General features: G+C 52.8%; 15 protein-coding genes. 13 read left to right on the top strand and 2 right to left on the bottom strand.

Translation table 11 applies throughout. The features are described 5' to 3' along the window. The first annotated feature begins 522 nt into the window (after positions 1–522). Positions 523–2,970, top strand: a complete 2,448-nt coding sequence (gene leuS / locus IEY53_RS12170; protein ID WP_189025195.1) for a leucine--tRNA ligase — start codon at positions 523–525, stop codon at positions 2,968–2,970. A gap of 79 nt (positions 2,971–3,049) precedes the next feature. Here the strand turns inward: leuS and comER are convergent, their stop codons facing one another. Then, complete coding sequence (gene comER / locus IEY53_RS12165; RefSeq protein ID WP_189025194.1) at positions 3,050–3,901, bottom strand: late competence protein ComER; 852 nt, start codon at positions 3,899–3,901, stop codon at positions 3,050–3,052. A gap of 186 nt (positions 3,902–4,087) precedes the next feature. Here comER and IEY53_RS12160 point away from each other — a divergent pair, with 186 nt between their 5' ends. The 5 genes from IEY53_RS12160 (at position 4,088) to IEY53_RS12140 (ending at position 11,224) form a co-directional block, all read left to right on the top strand. After that, on the top strand, positions 4,088–4,714 hold the full coding sequence (locus IEY53_RS12160; protein WP_229696102.1) for a ComEA family DNA-binding protein: 627 nt from the start codon (positions 4,088–4,090) through the stop codon (positions 4,712–4,714). A 70-nt stretch (positions 4,715–4,784) separates the two neighbouring features. Then, positions 4,785–5,303: a deoxycytidylate deaminase gene (locus IEY53_RS12155; protein WP_189025193.1), complete on the top strand. Its 519-nt coding sequence runs from the start codon at positions 4,785–4,787 to the stop codon at positions 5,301–5,303. An 85-nt stretch (positions 5,304–5,388) separates the two neighbouring features. Next, positions 5,389–8,013: a ComEC/Rec2 family competence protein gene (locus IEY53_RS12150; RefSeq protein ID WP_189025192.1), complete on the top strand. Its 2,625-nt coding sequence runs from the start codon at positions 5,389–5,391 to the stop codon at positions 8,011–8,013. Positions 8,014–8,059: 46 nt separating this feature from the next. Beyond that, positions 8,060–10,126 carry a glycosyl hydrolase 115 family protein gene (locus tag IEY53_RS12145; protein ID WP_229696101.1) on the top strand — a complete coding sequence of 689 codons (2,067 nt, stop codon included), beginning with the start codon at positions 8,060–8,062 and terminating at the stop codon, positions 10,124–10,126. Between the two features lie 81 nt (positions 10,127–10,207). After that, a complete protein-coding gene (locus IEY53_RS12140) occupies positions 10,208–11,224 on the top strand; it encodes a LacI family DNA-binding transcriptional regulator (RefSeq protein ID WP_189025191.1) in 1,017 nt (338 codons plus the stop codon). Positions 11,225–11,311: 87 nt separating this feature from the next. On the opposite strand, the gene IEY53_RS12135 is transcribed toward IEY53_RS12140, so the two are convergent. Further along, complete coding sequence (locus IEY53_RS12135) at positions 11,312–12,262, bottom strand: sugar kinase (RefSeq protein ID WP_189025190.1); 951 nt, start codon at positions 12,260–12,262, stop codon at positions 11,312–11,314. 315 nt (positions 12,263–12,577) lie between these two features. On the opposite strand from IEY53_RS12135, the gene IEY53_RS12130 reads away from it, so the two are divergent. The 7 genes from IEY53_RS12130 (at position 12,578) to IEY53_RS12100 (ending at position 19,796) form a co-directional block, all read left to right on the top strand. Further along, on the top strand, positions 12,578–13,219 hold the full coding sequence (locus tag IEY53_RS12130; RefSeq protein WP_189025189.1) for a bifunctional 2-keto-4-hydroxyglutarate aldolase/2-keto-3-deoxy-6-phosphogluconate aldolase: 642 nt from the start codon (positions 12,578–12,580) through the stop codon (positions 13,217–13,219). A 161-nt stretch (positions 13,220–13,380) separates the two neighbouring features. Continuing rightward, positions 13,381–14,358 (top strand): LacI family DNA-binding transcriptional regulator, encoded by a 978-nt coding sequence (locus tag IEY53_RS12125; protein WP_189025187.1) that lies wholly within the window; start codon positions 13,381–13,383, stop codon positions 14,356–14,358. 213 nt (positions 14,359–14,571) lie between these two features. Beyond that, positions 14,572–15,858 (top strand): ABC transporter substrate-binding protein, encoded by a 1,287-nt coding sequence (locus tag IEY53_RS12120; protein ID WP_189025288.1) that lies wholly within the window; start codon positions 14,572–14,574, stop codon positions 15,856–15,858. 26 nt (positions 15,859–15,884) lie between these two features. After that, positions 15,885–16,769 (top strand): carbohydrate ABC transporter permease, encoded by an 885-nt coding sequence (locus tag IEY53_RS12115; RefSeq protein WP_189025185.1) that lies wholly within the window; start codon positions 15,885–15,887, stop codon positions 16,767–16,769. Continuing rightward, complete coding sequence (locus IEY53_RS12110; RefSeq protein WP_189025183.1) at positions 16,769–17,596, top strand: carbohydrate ABC transporter permease; 828 nt, start codon at positions 16,769–16,771, stop codon at positions 17,594–17,596. The genes IEY53_RS12115 and IEY53_RS12110 overlap by 1 nt, the downstream gene beginning before the upstream one ends. A gap of 389 nt (positions 17,597–17,985) precedes the next feature. Further along, entirely contained in the window at positions 17,986–18,537 is a 552-nt protein-coding gene (locus IEY53_RS12105; RefSeq protein WP_189025181.1) for an RNA polymerase sigma factor, read from the top strand. Then, positions 18,534–19,796: a zf-HC2 domain-containing protein gene (locus IEY53_RS12100; protein ID WP_189025179.1), complete on the top strand. Its 1,263-nt coding sequence runs from the start codon at positions 18,534–18,536 to the stop codon at positions 19,794–19,796. The genes IEY53_RS12105 and IEY53_RS12100 overlap by 4 nt, the downstream gene beginning before the upstream one ends. Positions 19,797–19,945 lie beyond the last annotated feature (149 nt).

Genomic DNA, 19,945 nt, shown 5'->3' with positions numbered 1-19,945 from the left:
GAAGAGAAGCCGTTAAGGGTTCCTTTAGCGTGTGAAAGGGCGTCGCCTCACCCCCGTTAGAGGGTGCAAAGTGAGTGGCCGGTAAAGCATATTCAGCCGCTAACTAGGGTGGTACCACGGGAATTTCAACCTCTCGTCCCTAGCGATTATACGCTAGGGATGGGAGGTTTTTTAGCGTAGCGGTGCGTCCCTATGAATGCCGAGGTTGGGGCGTGGCGGTTGTTAAGCTGCCAGCGAGCCTTGGAGATTCGGCTTGGACTTTGCCGGTACGAAGGCATGGCGGGTGGGATTTTAGTTGTGTAGTGTAGAAGAATGGAACGAAAGAGAAATTTGGAACTGAAGGAGCGCCAGCGACCGCCTTTGTGCTTCTGATTTCAACCGCAGACAGCGGTACATATTGAAGAAATCAGAAGACAACAGCGGCCGGAAGTCCAACATTTCTTGCAGTGACGCCATTCTACATCATTTTTTAAAAATAGACACCCTTAACTTCAACAGCAACACTCCAAGGAGGAGCATACAATGAGCGAGCATACGAATGCTACACCCGGCGCAGGCTACCGGGCCCAGACGATCGAGCCTAAATGGCAGAAATTCTGGGATGAGAACAAGTCCTTCAAGACAGGGGAAGAACCGGGCAACCCGAAATTTTATGCCCTCGATATGTTTCCGTATCCATCCGGCGCAGGCCTGCACGTAGGTCATCCAGAAGGATATACCGCTACGGATATTCTTTCCCGTTACAAACGGATGCGCGGCTACAACGTGCTGCATCCGATGGGCTGGGATGCTTTTGGACTTCCGGCGGAGCAATACGCGATGGATACCGGCCAGCATCCGCGGGATATTACCTTCAAGAACATCGATAATTTCCGCCGCCAGATCAAATCGCTCGGATTCTCCTACGACTGGGACCGCGAGATCAGCACAACCGATCCGGACTATTATAAATGGACGCAATGGATCTTTATCCAGCTCTACAACCGTGGACTGGCCTATGTGGCTGAAGTTCCGGTCAATTGGTGTGAAGCGCTTGGAACCGTACTGGCTAACGAAGAAGTCATTGACGGCAAAAGTGAACGCGGCGGCCATCCCGTCATCCGCAAGCCGATGCGCCAGTGGATTCTGAGAATTACCGAATATGCGGAGCGCCTGCTTGAGGATCTGGAAGAGCTGGACTGGACGGAGAGCATCAAGGATATGCAGCGCAACTGGATCGGCAAATCCACCGGTGCGGAAGTGAACTTCGCCGTTGAAGGCCATGAAGCAAGCCTGACTGTGTTCACTACCCGCCCGGACACCTTGTTCGGAGCAAGCTATTGTGTACTGGCACCGGAGCATGAATTGGTGGATGCCATTACGACAGAGAGCCAGCGCGCGGCCATCGCGGAATACCGTGACAAGGCTTCCCGCAAAAGTGATCTGGAACGCACCGATCTGGCCAAGGAGAAATCCGGCGTATTCACCGGAGCTTATGCGGTAAATCCGGTCAATGGCGCACAAGTACCGATCTGGATTGCCGATTATGTCCTTGCCGGGTACGGAACGGGTGCAATTATGGCGGTTCCGGGCCATGATTCCCGCGACTGGGAGTTCGCCAAGCAGTTCGGCCTGAACATCATCGAAGTGGTACAAGGCGGCAATATTGAAGAAGAAGCCTATGCCGGAGACGGCCCGCATGTGAATTCCGGGTTCCTCGACGGCCTGATGAATACCGAAGCGATTGCGAAGATGATTGCCTGGCTGGAAGAGCAGGGCAGTGGTAAAGGCAAAGTGACCTACCGCCTACGGGACTGGCTGTTCAGCCGTCAACGTTACTGGGGTGAACCGATTCCAATTCTGCACCTGGAAGACGGGACCATGAAGACGGTGCCGGTGGATCAGCTGCCGCTGGTGTTGCCGGATGTGGATGCAATCAAACCATCGGGTACCGGGGAATCACCGCTGGCGAATGTAACCGAGTGGGTGGAAACGATTGATCCGGAGACCGGCATGAAGGCGCGCCGTGAGACGAATACGATGCCGCAGTGGGCAGGAAGCTGCTGGTACTATCTGCGTTACATTGATCCGCACAACGACCGGGAGCTCTGCTCACCGGAGAAGCAAAAGGAATGGCTGCCGGTAGATCTCTACATTGGCGGAGCCGAGCACGCAGTGCTTCATCTGTTGTATGCCCGTTTCTGGCATAAAGTACTGTACGATATCGGTGTAGTCGATACGAAAGAGCCTTTCTACAAGCTGGTGAACCAGGGCATGATCCTGGGCAACAACAATGAGAAGATGAGCAAATCGCGCGGCAATGTCATCAATCCGGATGAGATCGTGGAAGCTTACGGTGCGGATACGCTGCGTGTCTATGAAATGTTCATGGGACCGCTGGAAGCAACCAAACCTTGGAACGAAAAAGGCGTGGAAGGGATTCACCGCTTCCTGGCCCGGGTATGGCGCCTGTTCGTGAACGAGGACGGCTCACTGAGCGCCAAAATTACCAAAGACGGCGGCAGTGACGAGTTCAAACGGACCTGGCACAAGACGCTCAAGAAGGTTACCGAGGACTTTGAGCATCTGCGCTTCAATACTGTAATCAGTCAGCTAATGATTTTTATCAATGATGCCTATAAGCAGGACAGCTTGTCCCATGAGGCTGCGGAGCATTTCGTACAAATGCTCTCGCCGCTGGCTCCGCATATTGCGGAAGAGCTATGGCAGCTGCTTGGTCACGAAGGCAGCATCAGCTATGTAACCTGGCCGGCTTATGATGAGGCCTGGACGGTGGACGCGGAAGTGGAAATCGTGGTGCAGGTCAACGGCAAAATCGTCCAGCGCGCCCTGATCCCGCAGGACATGGGGCAGGAAGAGATGCAGGCACATGCCTTGTCGCTGCCGAATGTCAGCAGTGCAGTTGCAGGCAAAACTGTACGCAAAGTCATTGCCGTTCCCGGCAAGCTTGTAAATATCGTAGTGGGTTAAGCGAAGAACGTATTTCTGCCCGCAGCAACGGAGGTTTCCGTGCTGCGGGTTTATTTTGTTTAAAGGAACGACAAATCTGCTAGCAGTCCAATCGACTTTGGGCAATGCCGTCACGTCCAAACAGGGCATCAAGCCGTGCCACATCCTCATCGTATTTGTCATGCGTAGTGGTGATGAGGCTTTCGAATACGCCCTCCAGACTGATGCGCAGATGATTAAGCGCTTCGGCTGTAATGCCTCCGCGTACCGCCACCCGTTCCTGCAGCTCCTGGGGAGTGAATTGTCCTTCTGTCAGCAGCTTGCCTGTACCGAGCAGCATTTCACCCGCCAGCCTGGTAATTAAGGTTTCCTCAATACCAGTGGACTCTACGGCCGCTTCAATCCAGCGCTCAATGAAATAGCTGAGGAATGCCGGGCCGCAGCTGGAGAAATCCGAGGTAATCCGGGTATGGTTCTCTTGGATTTCCACCGGAACGCCTATAAAAGACAGAAGATGCAGCAGCTTCAGCCGGTCATTTGGGGTAATTCTGTTGCCGAATACACACAGTGAGGTTCCGCTTTTGACACTGTGGGTAATACTCGGGATGACTTTGGCAATCTTAGACGGCAGCGCCGATTCCAGATGATACAGCTGGACCGGACTGGTAATGGAAACAACAATCTGCTCACTGCGCAGATAAGAAGCGATTTCATCCGTCAGGGTTTTGAATTCGAGCGGCTTCACACATAAGAACACAATATCGCTTGCAGCAGCAGTTTCGCTGTTGCTGGTGCATACGGAAATGCCCGGGTGGCGCCCTGCGAGCTGCTGCAGTCTGCCTGGGCTGCGGTTACTGGCCAGCACATCACTCGGCTCCAGTGCTCCCGATGTGAGAAAGGCATCGATCAGCAGGCTGCCCATGCTGCCTGTTCCGATAAATCCCACCTTCATTTTGTGGTTCCCTCCTTTCCCGCGTTGCTTTTTTGTTGAATTGACATGAATTCTCTTCGTTAAGTGTATGCAGGATAGACTTGGACACATGACAGGTAATACCTGAAATATTGAAGAAAATGGGATTCCAAGATGAATGAAGATGCAAAAAAACGAATACTGACTGATGTGAAGGAGAGGATTGGATTGAATAAAGGCAAGATTGCAGCCGGAATCGTGGCGGCACTGCTCGGTTGCGGGCTGATTTGGACAGCTTCCATCAGGGAGGAATCCGGCATTGCCGGCTGGGAGACGCTCAATGTCAGCATGGAGCAGGCCATCGGTGCACCTGCTGCCGAACCAGCGGAAAGGGCAGACAAGGAAGATGCTAAGGGCGCGGGCGACACTGCGGGCAAGAAGGCCGTGGGAACCGAGGCGGCACAAGCGCCAGTGCTAAAGGGAGCGGAAACAAACGTAGCCGCAGCCCCGGCAACCGAAGCGGGAGCTGCTGGAGGAGTTGAAGGAGCCGGGGGAGATCCGGACAAGGCCAGCGCTGTATCGCCGGCCCCTCCCGGAAATATGAACAGCGGTGGGCAAACCTCCACCGGAGCCTTGCCATCTGCACCTGCCGCCGCTCAGGATGGCAGGGTCAATGTGAATGCGGCCACGACCACAGAACTGATGGAGCTGCCGGGGATCGGGGAGAAAAAAGCGCAAGCAATCATTGATTACCGCAACAGTAAAGGAACCTTCCGCAGCTTGAGCGACTTGGGCAAAGTAAAAGGAATCGGAAAAAAGATGCTGGAGAAGCTGGAACCGCTGGTCAGCTTTTAAGTCCTAGTGAAAGCCCAAGCGGATGTGCTACAATAGTTAACAAATTTATTGTGAAGATGGAGACTTGAAGATGGCTGAGGCTTACCGCAAGAACTGGGATACCTATTTCATGGATATCGCCTGTATGGTTTCTACCCGTTCACGTTGTCCGCGCCGTCATGTCGGCGCTGTTCTGGTGCAGGGCAAGAAGTTGCTGGGCACTGCCTACAACGGGGCGCCCATGGGTGTGCCGGACTGTTCGGAGGCAGGCTGTATGGTATCGGAGCAATATGAGCTGGAGATTGTTGAAGGTGCAGAGACGATGGTGAAGAAGCAGCGCTGCATCCGTACCATTCATGCCGAGCAGAATCTTCTGCTGTTCACGGACAGGATTGACCGGGAAGGCAGTACAGTATACGTAACCGATGAGCCGTGCTGGACCTGCGCCAACATGCTGGCCAACAGCGGTATTGTGGAGATTGTGTATTATCGTCCGTACCGCAAGGATATGGAGAAGGTCCGGGCGATGATGGCTTCCAAGGGCATCGTTTTCCGCCAGCTGGAGTCCTATGAACCTCCGCGTGAAACGATGATGAAAGTGTCAGATTGAAGAGTGAAAGAGGAGGAACCTCTGTACACGCCTTGACGGGCGTATGCAGGGGTTCTTTTTTTGGATAGAAAAGGAGGATGGATGGATGAAGCAGAGACCACTATTGGCCTTTACGGTGTGCTGGATTGCCGGTAATACGGCAGGTTGCCTGTTCTCAGGTGTTCCGCTGCTGCTCGCCTGGGCGGGGTTATTGCTGCTGCTCGCCGTTTATGTTGTATATGGGAGCCTAGGCTGGAAATACACAGTGACATTAATGCTGTCCCTGTCACTCGCTGCTGTGTACTGGGAAGGGAATGAGCACCGCAATCTGACTGTACTTCCCGAAATATTGGGCACCCGGGCTGACGCACTGCATGAAGCTCCTGTGAGAGCCGAAGGTGTCATTGTCACTCCGGTTGAGCGGGACGGGGACCGGGTCGATTTCACGATCCGCTTGACCCGGATCTCGTCGGGAAACGAAGCTGGGAGACCCGGGATACCTGCAACAGGCGATGAATCGGATCAACTGAATCTGAACGAAAGGCTCGCAGTACAGCTTAAGCTGCTGGAGGAAGAGGAGATTGCCGTGGCAGCAGCCTGGCAGAGGGGCGACCGGGTGGTGCTGGATGGTGAGTTGGAGCTTCCTTCCGCTGCACGCAACTTTGGAGGTTTTGACTACCAGCGGTATTTGCGTACCCTTCGCATTCACTGGCTGCTCAAAAGCAAGGGAGTGGACAGTGCGGTGGTAACACCGCCTGTTCAATGGAGCCCAAGCCTTGTTTTGCGCTGGAATGACAAAGTGCGGGCAGTGCTTGGACGTGAGATGGACCGTTTATTTCAGCCGCTTCACTCGGGATATATGAAAGGGCTGGTGATTGGCCTTCAGGATGATTTAGACCCCGAAACCTTCCGGCAGTTCTCACAGCTCGGGCTGACACATATTCTGGCCATTTCCGGCATGCATGTGGCAGTCTATGTAGGGATGCTGCTGTGGATCTTCCGGCGCTGCGCAATGACCAGGGAAACGATGCTGACCGTTACACTGCTTCTTGTTCCGGTATATATTCTATTGGCCGGTGCGGGGCCTTCAGTCATTCGTGCAGGCCTGATGAGTATGATTGCCCTGCTGGCTGCACGTATGGGTATGCTTAAGGATGGTTTGAATCTTCTGGCTGCGTCGGCATTGGTTATGCTGCTCTCTGACCCTTATTTGCTGCTGAGTGTCAGCTTTCAGCTCTCGTTTCTGGTGACGGCGGGACTGATGCTCTACGTCCCCCTTGCCGAGCCGCTTCTGCGCAGGCTGCCCCGCTGGCTGCGGAGTGCAGTCTCGGTCACTTTAGTAGCACAATGGGTATCGTTTCCGCTGACGATCTATTATTTCAATCAGTTTTCGCTGCTCTCTTTTGCTGCCAATTTGCTTCTTGTGCCGTTTATCACGTTTATGATCCTTCCACTGGGAATGGCGGCTTTGCTGCTGGCACAAATTTGGGGAAAGGGGGCCACGCTGCTGGCTCAACTGACGGAACAGCTGAATGGACTCACCTTTCATTTGGTGGAATGGATCAATGGCTTCCCGGCTGCCCTGATGATTTGGCGGTCGCCGTCGCTCTTGTGGATCGGGGCTTATTATCTCTTGCTGTACGCCGTGCTTTATGCCGCCAGGCAGCAGACGCGGGCCAGACTGACACCGCAATACACAGAAGAGGAGACCCGGCCGCTGCATGGCGATGATTTACCCGCTCCACCAGAAAGCCGCCTTGATTGGCGGTACAGCAGGACTGCAATTCTCCTGTTGGCGGTTGGCCTGGGAAGTTTGCTGTACACTGGATATCAGCCGGAACGGCTCTCCGGAGCGGGTGCGATAAGTTATTTGGATGTAGGCCAGGGCGACAGCATCCTCATTACAACTCCGGCCGGAGCCCATATTCTGGTGGATGGAGGGGGCACGGTGAGCTTCGGGGAGCGGGAGGCGTGGCGGATCCGGCGCAGCCCGTTTGAAGTAGGGGCCAAAACGCTGGTTCCCCTGCTCAAAAAACGCGGTATCCACCGGCTGGATGCCGTAATCATCACGCATGCAGATCAGGATCATGCCGGAGGACTGCAGGCGGTGCTGGAGGGGATACCGGTCTCGGCGCTGCTGTTCAATGGAACCCTGGCCGACCGGGAGCCCTACACGAAGCTGATGCGGACTGCACTCCATAAGAATGTGCGTTTATACGCGGTCCATCAGGGGTTATTTCTTGCCCCGGATGACGTCACGGAACTGTCCTTCCTGTGGCCGGAGCAACGGGCAGAAGAGATTGCCACAGCGGAAATTCCTGTGCTGGAGGACCAGAATCACGACTCGGTGGTCTTTCGGCTGGAGATGAAAGGGCACAGCTTTTTGTTTACCGGTGACATGGATCTGGAGGCAGAGGAAGAAATCGAGGAGAGCGGCAGACGGTCCGGGCTTCACTCGGGGCCCGTAATCGATGTGCTTAAAGCGGCCCATCACGGGAGCAAAACCTCTACAGGGGAGGCATGGCTGGAGTTCTGGAAACCCCGCACAGCGGTGATCTCTGCCGGGGTGAATAATCTGTATGGGCATCCGAATGCCGGGGTGCTTAAACGTCTGGAAGCCGTTTCCAACCAGGTATTCCGAACGGACAGGCAGGGAGAAATCCAGATGGAGGTCAAAGCGAAGGGGATCGAAGTCCGCTGCAAACTTGACGCTCCAACCGGACAAAAATGATCTATAATAACACTAACTCTATTTAACAGAAAGGGGTTACATAATTTTGGATACGTTTACATCCTTGGAGGTCTCCGCAGCTACCATATACAAGCTTGATGCCGCCGATAGCTTGCCGCTAAGCCATGCCTGGAGCATGATTGCCAGGGATCATACCCATGTGTTTGGTTCATCCCCGCAACTAGGCGAACCGGCTTCTGTGATCTTCCGTTATGCCACTTCTGAAGATAACACCCCCAGATGGCCGGAGGGTTTTGGCTTTCGGTACATGCAAGGGGAGGCAGGGCCAGTCTTACATATTATCGGCAATGATGAACTGGGAATCATCTATGGAATGCTCTATTACAGCCGGACTGTGCTTGGTGTGGACCCCTTCTGGTTCTGGGCCGAGTTACCCCCTGCCAAGAGAGAAGCCATTGAGCTGCCGATTCGGGATTATGACAGCAGTAAACCCCGTGTGCGTTACCGGGGCTGGTTCGTGAATGACGAGGTATGCCTGATCGGCTGGAAAGAGGACTACCCTCCGACAGAGGAGGTATGGCAGCCGGTCTTTGAAGCGCTGCTGCGCTGCGGAGGTAATATGGTCATCCCGGGTACGGATTTGCCTAGACACGGCATTCACCATCAGCTCGCAGTAGACATGGGGTTATGGATTACGCATCATCATGCCGAACCGCTGGGCGCGGAGATGTTTCTGCGTGCGTTTCCCGGCAAGCAGGCCAGCTACAAAGAGCATCCCGAGTTGTTTGAGCAGTTGTGGCGGGAAGCCATCCAGCGGCAAAAAGACGATAAAACCCTCTGGGTGCTGTCCTTCCGGGGCCAGGGGGACAAGCCCTTTTGGGAGAACGATCCGGCATTTGATACTCCAGAGAAACGTGGGGGCATGATCACTTATGTCGTCCGCAAGCAATTTGAGATGGTCAGCGAGGTGGTAGAGCAGCCGGTATGCTGCATCGCCATGTATGGGGAAATCGCCGAGCTGTACAAGCAGGGGCATATCGGGGTGCCGGAGGGAGTAATCAAAATATGGGCGGATAACGGCTATGGCAAAATGGTCTCACGCCGGCACGGCAAGTTGAATCTGCGGGTTCCGGCGTTGCCGGAAGAGGGCGATGAAGGCAAAAACGGCGTGTATTACCATGTGACTTTTCATGATCTGCAGGCCTCCAATCATTTAACGCAATTTCCCTCCAGTGCGGACATTATTGCCGATGAGCTCCAGAACGCCTTTGCAGCGGGAGCTGATGAATATGTGCTGGTCAATTCGGGCAATATCCTGCCTCATTTGTATACGCTTAATCTTGTAGCAGGGCTGTGGACAGACGGTGAGGCGAAGGCCGCAGAGCAGCTCAGAACATTCATCGGACGTATGTATACAGGCCAGCAGGAGCGGATCGCGGGTTTGTATGAAGGATATGCCGAATGTACCATCGCGTATGGCCCCAATGCCGATGACCGGGCAGGCGATGAATTCTATCACCATCCCGCCCGCGAGATCATAGGACACTGGCTGCGGGGACGGACGGATACCGAGGAGCGACTGGTGTGGGCTGCTGGAGAGCAGTCTTTTGCAGATCAGGTCCGCTGGTTCGGGGAACGTGCGGAAGCCGCTGTGGCCGGATGGGATGCGCTGTATAATCAATGCCTTGAAGTAATGGAGCGGTTGCCGGAAGAAGAACGCCGCAGATTGCAAGTCCAGCTGCTTGTGCAAATTGAGCTGCATTCGAGCGGCTGCAGGGGACTGGCTTCGATTTGCCAAGCCTACCATTCGTTCCGTCAGGAGAACTACCCCGGGGCATTCATCCATGCTTCCCATGCCGTCTGGCATTATACGGAAGGGCAGCAGGCGCTTGCGCGCGCGTCGGCCGGACGCTGGGAGTTTTTCTACCGGGCCGATTGGCTGACCAATATCATGAATACGATCAAACATGCGGAGACCGTACGGGGTTTCCTGCGGATACAGGGCGACAGCCCCGATATGTTTCTGTGGTACAAGCAGTATCTGATGCCCGAAACGGAGAAACACATTTATTTGGAGAATACGCACCGTAATCCGCTATCGGATGATGAGCTTGCCCGCCGGTTGGAGGAGAAGCTGGGCCTGGGCAGATAAATCGTTCAGTAGATAATTTACTAAAAAAAAGCTATACTTTTTTCTAAAGTGTTTTCTTTAAAGAAGAGTGGAGCGGAAGAGATGAAGAAGCTGACGATTGAGGATGTAGCACAAAAAGCGGGAGTGTCGAAAAGCACCGTCTCGCAATTTCTAAATAAACGGTTCAAATACATGAGTGAAGCGACAAAAAACCGGATTGCCGAGGTCATTGAGGAGTTGAATTACCAGCCGAACGGGCTGGCCCGGAGCCTGAAGCAGAACCGGACGCATATGGTGGGCATTATTGTCGCCAATATTGACTACTCGCTGTCCATCGCGTGTATCCGGGCGATTGAGAATGAGCTCCAGCGCAACGGAATCCAGGTGATGATCTGCAATGCCGACGAGAATGCGGAGAAGGAAAGCAAGTATATAGAGACGCTGATCGCCCGCCAGGTGGATGGTCTGATTGTGTTCCCGACAGGGAATGATCCGGCTCTCTACACCCGTCTGATCGAAGCAAATTATCCGCTGGTATTCATGGACCGGCTGGTGGATGGTGTAACGACACAGAGCCTGCTGCTGGATAACGAGATGGCTGTGAAGCTCGGTATTGCCGAATTCGTCAGGAGCGGCCATGAACGGATTGCGTTGTTGTCCCTTCCGCTCGGCTCGCATGGGGTGACCCCCCGTAAAGAGAGAATGAGCGGTTATAAAAAAGCAATCGAGGAAGCCGGCCTTACGCTGCATGAAGAGTATATCAGCAGTGTGCGGCGCGAGGAATTGGCAGCCGAGGTAGATCGTCTGCTGGGGCTGCCGCAGCCGCCAACGGCACTGCTGGCCTCCAATGATATTGCCCTCGCGGAAATTCTGAAAGCAGCCAACCGGAAGGGGATTGTCATTCCGGAAGAGTTGTCTGTGATCGGGATTGACGATGCCGAATTTGCCCATATCTATAATCCGGTCATTACGACAATCCGCCAGCCTGCGTATGAAATGGGCATGCAGGCGGCCAAAATCATGTTGTCTTGCATTGAAGATGAAGGTCCTTCCGTGCCGATCACCTATCGGTTCCCGCCAACGCTTCAGCAGGGGCAATCCGTGAAGCGTAAGAACTGAATGTTGTCCCAGAACAAAAGGAGTGTCCCGGCAGCCGTTATGATGGCTTGTGAGACACTCCTTTTGTTGCATAAATGCAGCTTCGCTCTATACTTCCTGATTCATGAACTTCGCGAGGCCTTCGCGGGTCGGCAGTCCGTCCATATCTCCAGGTGACATGACGGCGAGTGCGCCGACGGCGTTGCCGCGTGTGACGGCTTCCGCAACCGGCAGCTTCTCCAGCAGCGCGCTGATGACGCCAACGGCAAAGCCGTCGCCTGCACCTACCGTGTCCACGACCTCCTCAACCTTAAAGCCCTTCACATAACCTTCCTCATCCGCCGATTTGAAGTAAGCGCCTTCGGGTCCCAGCTTGATAACAACGAGCGAGACGCCCCGCTCCAGATAGTAGGCGGCAATCTCTTCCGGCGTATCAAGGCCCGTCAGGATTTTGCCTTCGCCAAGTCCGGGCAGGAACCAGTCACAGCGTGTAGCCAAGTCGTTGATGGTAGCCACCATGGTTGCCGTATCCGGCCATAAAGTGGGGCGGAGATTCGGGTCCAGCGAGACGGTCTTGCCGTGGCTCTTCATAAACTCCATGGCGTGCATAGAGAGAGCACGGAAGCTGTCCGACAGGGCGGAAGGGATGCTTGTCACATGCAGATGACCAGCGGATGCGAAATAGGCTTCATCGAAGTCGGCCAGACTCAGCTTGGAGGCTGCGGAATTTTTGCGGAAATATTCGACCTTGGGGTCGCCGGTCACAACCTTTGATTTGACCAGCATACCTGTGGAATATTCTTTGGTAAAAGTAACGCTGCGTGTATCAATCTGCTCTTTCTTCAAGGCTTCTACAATAAATTGCCCGAAGTTGTCTTCACCCAGCTTGGTCACATAGCCAGTCGGGTGTTCCAGACGGGACAGGCCTGTAGCCACATTGCTTTCGGCCCCGGCCAGCGCTTTGGAGAACGAAACGGCCTCATGCAGCGGCCCCGGTTCATTGGCATAAAACATGGCCATGGCTTCGCCGAAGGTTACGGCGTCCAGCGGTTTATTCATGAATAGTACCTCCTAAGGGAAGGATAATCTCCCTGAATGATGATCTTTAATTTGAAATTATCACATAAAACGGTTTTGTACAATAACACATTGCTCACCGCAAAGAAAAAACTATAGACGCTGCAAAGAGTTGGATATCCATGAAGCCTTGATAAATAAAGAGTAATTAGTAACTGGAGCGGCTATTTTTTCAAGAGGTTTCTAAAAAAGAGATTGACTATATGGGGCAATGTTATTACTATTTTCTTAGTGCTATTCACATTTTTATTACTAAATTTGATAAAATAATTTACTAATTCGGAGAGGGAGTTCCTTATGAAAAAAATCAAAGTATTGCAGAATGTAACAGCTGTGGGTGTTGTGGCCGTTATCCGTGCAGATAACCCTGAGGATGCTTTTAAAATGTCCGTAGCCTGCATCGAGGGCGGATTGAACAATATTGAGGTTACCTTCACAACGCCTGAGGCGGATGTGGCTATCAAAAGACTCGCCCGCGAATATGGAGACCGCGCTGTGATCGGTGCGGGTACGGTGCTTGATCCGCTGACGGCGAGAATTGCCATTCTGGCCGGTGCGGAGTTCGTGGTAAGTCCTTCGTTTGAAGAAGATACAGCCAGAATGTGCAATCTCTACGGAATTCCCTATATGCCGGGTTGTATGACGCTGAATGAGATGAAGGAAGCGCTGAAGCTGGGCGTAGATGTGCTGAAGCTGTTTCCGGGCAGCGCCTTTGGACCTGATTATGTCAAAGCCGTGAAAGGCCCGATGCCGCATGTGAACATTATGCCTACTGGCGGTGTCGATCTGAACAATATGGACAAATGGATCGCTAACGGCTGCATAGCTGTCGGCATCGGGGGCAACCTGACCGCTCCGGCCAAAGAAGGGCGTTATGACCAGATCACCGAGCTGGCGGCCAAATATGTTGCCAGGTTTAAGGAGATCAAAGGTTTATAGCAGTAGAATAGAGGCAGTTAAGAGGTTGCGGTGGGCTGCCTCGCTGATGAATATCGGCGGGCGGCCCTTTTGGTATAAGGAAATCTGTTTGTATGCCAGCCCGGTATAAGGTATAGTTTCATCATAGCTTTGAGGAGCAAAATTGTTGAAAGAGGAATGATATGGCTACCATACATGATGTTGCTTTGAAAGCGGGGGTGTCGGTCACCACCGTATCCCGGGTCATGAATAACCGCGGCTATATCAGCGAGCGTACGCGCAGCAAGGTATTCCAGACGATGGAGGAGCTGAATTACCATCCGAATGAGATCGCCCGTTCGCTTTTGCGAAAGCGCTCTAATGTGATCGGACTGATTATCCCGGCGGTGTCTCATCCTTTTTTTGCCGAGCTGGCCAACCATGTGGAGTATTATGCTTACCAGAGCGGTTGCAAGGTGCTGTTGTGCAATTCGCAACTGGACCCCGTGAAGGAGAAAGAATATATCGATATGCTGAAGCGCAATATGGTGGACGGCATTGTGATGGGCAGCCATACGCTTGAGGTGGATGCGTACCGGAATCTGCATTCCCCTATTGTGACAATCGACCGCAGGATTGATGAGGATATTCCCTATATTTCTTCCGATAACTACGCTGGCGGGCGACTTGCTGCAGAACTGCTCATCTCCAAGGGTTGCCGCAAAATTGCCCACATCTGCGGTAATCTGACACTGAATCTGCTGGCCAATAACAGAAGTATGGCCTTTCGTGATGTGATGTTGGAGCATGGGATCGAGAACGTGGTGATCCAGACGGATATGAATGTGTTCGACCATGATCAGTATGGGCGGATTATCGGCAAGCTGCTCAGGGAGCATGAGGATATTGACGGGATTTTTGCCACGAGCGATATCATAGCGGCGTATGCCTTGAAAGGCTGTACCCAAGCCGGTAAAAGAGTCCCCGAAGACATCCGCATTATCGGATATGACGGGATTGGTGCAGTCTCCTGGTTTGAACCGGAGATCAGTTCGATCAGGCAGCCGATCAGCGAGATCGGACGGCTGGCCGTGGAATTGATCCGCAAGCAGCGGGACGGCGAACCGTTTGAGCGGGAGAATATTCTGCCCGTGGAGCTGATGGAGCGCTCGACAACGTAAAGGATGGGACTGAATAAAAGAAGAACCGAAGCTGATCTGCTTTATGCAGACGGCTTTTTTCATGTCGAAAAATATATTAAACGCTTGACATGTCATTCGATTGACATATATCAAACGTTTGACATATAATGCGGATGTAAGCGATTTTATACAGCGTGATTCATAAAAATAGGGGGAGTTTATGTGAAGCGAGTCAAAGGTACGGGGTTATTGATGTTGATGCTGGCGTTTATTGTGGTTTTGTCCGCATGTGGAAGTTCTAACGGGAACAGCAAGGAAAATGCCGCTTCCAATTCGGCGGGTGTTAAGATAACTCTGCTGAATTCCAAGGGTGAGATACAGACACAGCTTGAGGATGCGGCCAAGGCTTTCCATGAAGACAATCCCGACATTACACTGGAAATTCAGGCTGTGCCGAACGGTGGATCACCATTCGAGCGTGCATCTACTCTATATGCTTCGGGTAACCCGCCGACCATGATTATGCTGGACACCGGCGATGTTGAGAAATTCAAGGACCGTGTCCTCGATCTTAGCGGTGAGAAGTGGAATGCGGACACTGTAGCCAATGCAACGGATTTGACTACATTTGACGGTAAGAACTACGCGTTCCCGCTGGCTGTTGAAGGTTATGGATTCATTTACAATAAGGCCGTTCTGGACAAGGCTGTTGGCGGCACGTTTGATCCGGCTACCATCAATACTACAGATTCACTGGAGAAGCTATTCCAGCAGATCGAGGCTTCCGGCTCCAAAGCGCTGGTTGTCTCCCCGATGGACTGGTCGCTTGGCGCACACTATCTCCCGCTTGCCTATGCAGGCCAGAACAAGGACATGGCTGAAGTAAACAAGTTCGTCGACGGTCTGCGCGCAGGTACAGTGCAACTGGGTGACAACGCGGTGTTTAACGGACTAATGGATACCTTTGATGTCATGATGAAATACAACATCGACCAGGCTTCACCGCTGGCAGGCGTATATGAGCGCGGGCCTGAGCTGCTGGGCAAAGGGGAAGTCGGTATCTGGTTCATGGGGAACTGGGCATGGCCGCAGATCAACAGCTTCGATACTGCAAACGGTGCGTATGGCTTCCTGCCGGTGCCCGTCAGCAACAATCCAACCGATTACGGCAACCAGGAGATTTCCTCCGCCGTCTCCAAGCGTATTGTCATCGACAAGGAGAAATCCACACCTGAACAGCAGGCTGCGGCCAAGAAATTCCTCGAGTGGATCGTGTATCAGGACAAGGGACAGGACTTCCTGGTGAATAAAGCCAGCATCATTCCGGCTTTCAAGAATATTACGCTTCCGGCTGCCGATCCGCTCGGCAAATCGCTTCAGGATTATATCGCCATAGACCGCTCGGAGCAGTCTATGAGCGTGTTGCCTGCGGATCACTGGTCCATTCTGGGCGCTTCCATGCAGAAGTACCTGTCCAAAGCAGGTGACCGCGCCTTATTAGTCAAAGAGATTGAGGAGTACTGGAAGACTGCCAAATAAATTGTTATAGAGAGAGAGGAATCTCCATGATTACGGAAAAAGGAGTGTGGAACCGGTTGCGTTTGCGGCTGCTGTTTACCGGGCCTACCCTGTTTGCTTTTATCACGGTAATGATTATTCCGTTTGTATACGGGATCTACCTGACATTTACGAGCTGGGATGGCATTTCTACGACGCAGACGCTGGTCGGTTTTCAGAACTACGGGTCAGTCTTCAAAGACGCCGAGTTCTGGAAATCGTTCGGACTTACGCTGAAATATGTGCTGTATACGGTTGTGCTGACGAATGTACTGGCATTTCTGTTAGCCTATATACTCACAACGGGGCTTAAAGGGCAGAGCATCTTTCGGGCCGGATTTTTCCTTCCCAATCTGGTAGGCGGCATCGTACTGGGCTTCATCTGGCAATTTATCTTCAATAATGTGCTGGTATACCTTGGGCAGAAGGCAGGCATCGGCATCTTCAGCACCTCCTGGCTGGCCGACCCGGATCATGCCTTCTGGACGCTGGTTATTGTGACGGTATGGCAATACGCCGGTTACATGATGGTGATCTATGTGGCTGGACTGACGGGTGTGCCGAATGATGTGCTGGAAGCGGCCAGTATCGACGGGGCAAGCGGCTGGATGAAGATGGTCAGAATGACGGTCCCGCTGATGATTCCTTCTTTTATCGTCTGTATCTTCCTATCGTTGCAGCGCGGATTTATGGTCTATGACGTCAACCTCTCGTTAACCAAGGGAGGGCCGTTCAAGAGTACGGAGTTCGTCTCCATGCATGTCTACCAGAAGGCCTTCTTGTCACGGGACTACGGGGTTGGCCAGGCCGAGGCACTGGTGCTTTTCCTTCTCGTGGCTGCAATTACGCTGCTTCAGGTGTATTTTAGCAAGAAATTGGAGGTTGAAGCCTGATGGCAGGTTCGAGAAGAATCACCTCATTCTTTAAGCTGCTCCTGCTGTCGCTTGCACTTATTCTGTTTATAGTCCCGTTTGCGTTCCTGCTGCTGAACTCCTTCAAAGAGAATAAGGAGATTACCGCGAATCCGCTCTCTTTGCCCGGCAGCTTCAGTATGGACAACTATGCCAACGCTTTTGATAAAATGAATTACGTAGACGCGTTCACCAACTCCTTTATTATTACGGTGCTGAGCGTGCTGCTGATCTCATTGTTTGCGGCGATGACGGCTCACTATTTCGTGCGTAACCCGACCAAGGGCAACCAGTACACGTTTCTGCTGATGGTCGCATCGATGATTATTCCGTTCCAGGCTTTAATGATTCCGCTGGTCAAAGTCTATGGCTCGCTTGATATGCTGAACAGTAAATGGTCGCTGATCTATATGTACATCGGCTTCGGCAGCTCGCTGGCCGTCTTTATCTACCACGGCTTTGTGAAGGGGATTCCCAAGGAGCTGGAGGAAGCTGCGCTGATTGACGGGTGTACGCGGGTGCAGACCTTTTTCCGGATTGTTTTTCCGGTGCTGATGCCGACTACGGCTACAATTGCGATTCTGAATGTGCTGTGGATCTGGAATGACTTCCTGCTGCCGTCACTGGTGCTGACTGATCCGGAGCAGCGGACGCTTCCGCTCTCCACCTTCAATTTCTATGGCACATATACCGTTGATTTCGGGCCCCTGATGGCGAGTCTGGTGCTTACGGTTCTGCCGATTGTAGTGGTCTATCTGTTCGCGCAGAAATATATCATCCAAGGTGTTATGCAGGGTGCGGTGAAATAGAGTGGAAGGGCGGCTGTGCGGACGAATTCGTCTGCTGGCCGTCTTTTGCTGTGTAATGGATTGCTGTATAATGGATGAAGTGCTTTCTTTTATAATAATAAAAACACGGTTATCCGGGTGACGCCACGCGTGGCGCTCATCCTTTTTTTGCGTTTTGTTTTGGTGTCATTTTTGTAATCAAATGATTGAAAAAGAGGGTTTGAAGATTTAAGTCTTCCCCTGTATGCTTAGTAAGGCTGCGCACGGTCTACGGGAAGCGGCAAGACCCGAAACTGGGTGGCGCATGACGTAACAAGCAAAGTTTGGTATTCTAAAAATATTGATTAAAGAGTTGCAACAATTTCGCAGTCTTGCGCGTCAGTAAGATTGCATAGAGAGGGGGAACCTTCGTGGTGGAGCAGGGACTCATCAGAGCCGCTCAAGCGGGCGATCGCGACGCTCTAATCACCCTATTGCGGGAAATTGAAGGACATGTGTACAAGACGGCCTTCTACATTTTGCATAATGAACAGGATGCGCTGGATGCGTCTCAGGAAGCATTGATCCGGGTGTATACCAAAATTGGTTCCTACGAGGAAAAAGCCCAGTTCAAAACGTGGGTCCAGCGAATCGTTACCAATATTTGTATTGACAAATTCAGGAGAACCAAACCTTCGGTGTCTATCGATGAGCACGAGATGGTCTTTCAGGATCACAAACATAACGTGGAGCGCGAAGTGTTGTCTTCCTACCTGGCAGAGGACATTCGGGAGGCGATTGACCAATTGCCGGAGCATCACCGCACGGTCATCGTATTACGTTATTTGCAGGATTTTTCATACAACGAGATTGCAGACTCCCTGGACCTGCCGCTCAATACGGTGAAATCGTATTTGTTCCGGGCCAGACAACAGCTGCAGAACAGACTACAGGAGTATCAGAAAGGGGGTGTATCGGGATGAATTGCGCGGAGGTGATGGAATGGATGCACCGCTATTTGGATCATGATTTAAGCCCCGCTGAGAAGATTGAAATGTTCCGGCATATCGACAGCTGTCCTTCCTGCACGGAGATTTTGGATCAATTAACGCTGCTTCACCAGGAATTGGAGCATCTTCCGGATGTGTCTCCCCCTTTCAGTCTGGTTGACTCTATTTTGCCCCGGCTGGATGAACTGGACCGCGCCGGAAGCGAAGCAGGTTATGCAGTTTCGGCTGAGCCTGCTCAGCAGGATGTGCAGGATGAGGCTGCCGTTGTTCCTTTTTCACGTAAAAGCACCCGGGGGAAATCCTCCAAGGGTTCTTCCATCGCAACACGGACAGGCATTGGTGCAGCGGCGGCGGCAGTCTTACTGGGTATTGCCCTGTTTAACATGCCGGAGTCCCTTCCCGGTGCCCAGGTAGAGAGCATGATGCAGTCGAATGCGGATACGGCCGGGAGTAATGAAGTAATGAATCAAAAGGCAATGAAATCTGACAGCACCGCCGAAGAAACCTCTACCGGTGATATGGCGCAGAGCAATGCCCCAATAGAGGATAACTCAGCAGCAGCCCCGGAGGAATACGCCATTCCGGCTACGCCGTCTCCGGCCGCCGTGGTGCCAAACGATCCGACAGCACCGCCTGACGAACGGCCTGGCTCGAAGGCTGTTAAGAGCCAGGAGCCTGTCAAGGCGCAAAAGAGCAGTGCGCCGAAAAGTACAGCCAAACCCGATAATGGGATCAAGGCCAGCCCATCCGCTGAGCCTAAAGCTCCCGGCAGCAGTGAAGAGCCGAATGCCGGGCTTCAGGAGCGGAACACAGGCGAAGCCGGCAACACGGACGGGAGTATGCAGGATTCGCAAATTCCCCCGGCTGATGACCCTGGGATCATGAGTCTTGTGCCCCCGGAATCGGCGTTCATGAATCAAGCGTATTTTGCTTCCCCGGATGGGCAGTACACTGCAGAGGTAGCCGATCAGCAACTGCATATCTACCATTTACCGGCAGCGGGTCCGGATGGTGAGAAGCAGGTGGTCACCTCGCTTCCTTTGGAAGGCGCCTTGGTCTCCGCCGAATGGTCTGCAGATGGCCGGCAGTTTACGTATGTGACCGAGCAAGCGGACGGCAATGTTACGAATGTCTATACCCTGCAGCCGGAGGCTAGTCCAACCGCGACGAATGCCCCGGTGCAGACTGTAACACCATCGGCAACCCCGGAAGCAACGCCGCCTGCACAATAAGCGGAAGTGGAACATTTTTCGCTGTTCCTGAATACTATAGAATTATAGGATGAGGACAGGAAATACAGCACCGAAGATCATCGGTATGACCGTCGGATAGGAGGTTTCTAGAGCTTCTGATTTCCGGCGTTTATATAGATGCCGCTGAA

Origin of the sequence: Paenibacillus albidus (assembly GCF_014644435.1) — a bacterium.
Classification (GTDB): Bacteria; Bacillota; Bacilli; order Paenibacillales; family Paenibacillaceae; genus Paenibacillus_AQ; species Paenibacillus_AQ albidus.
This window is presented reverse-complemented; position numbering and strand designations above follow the sequence as displayed.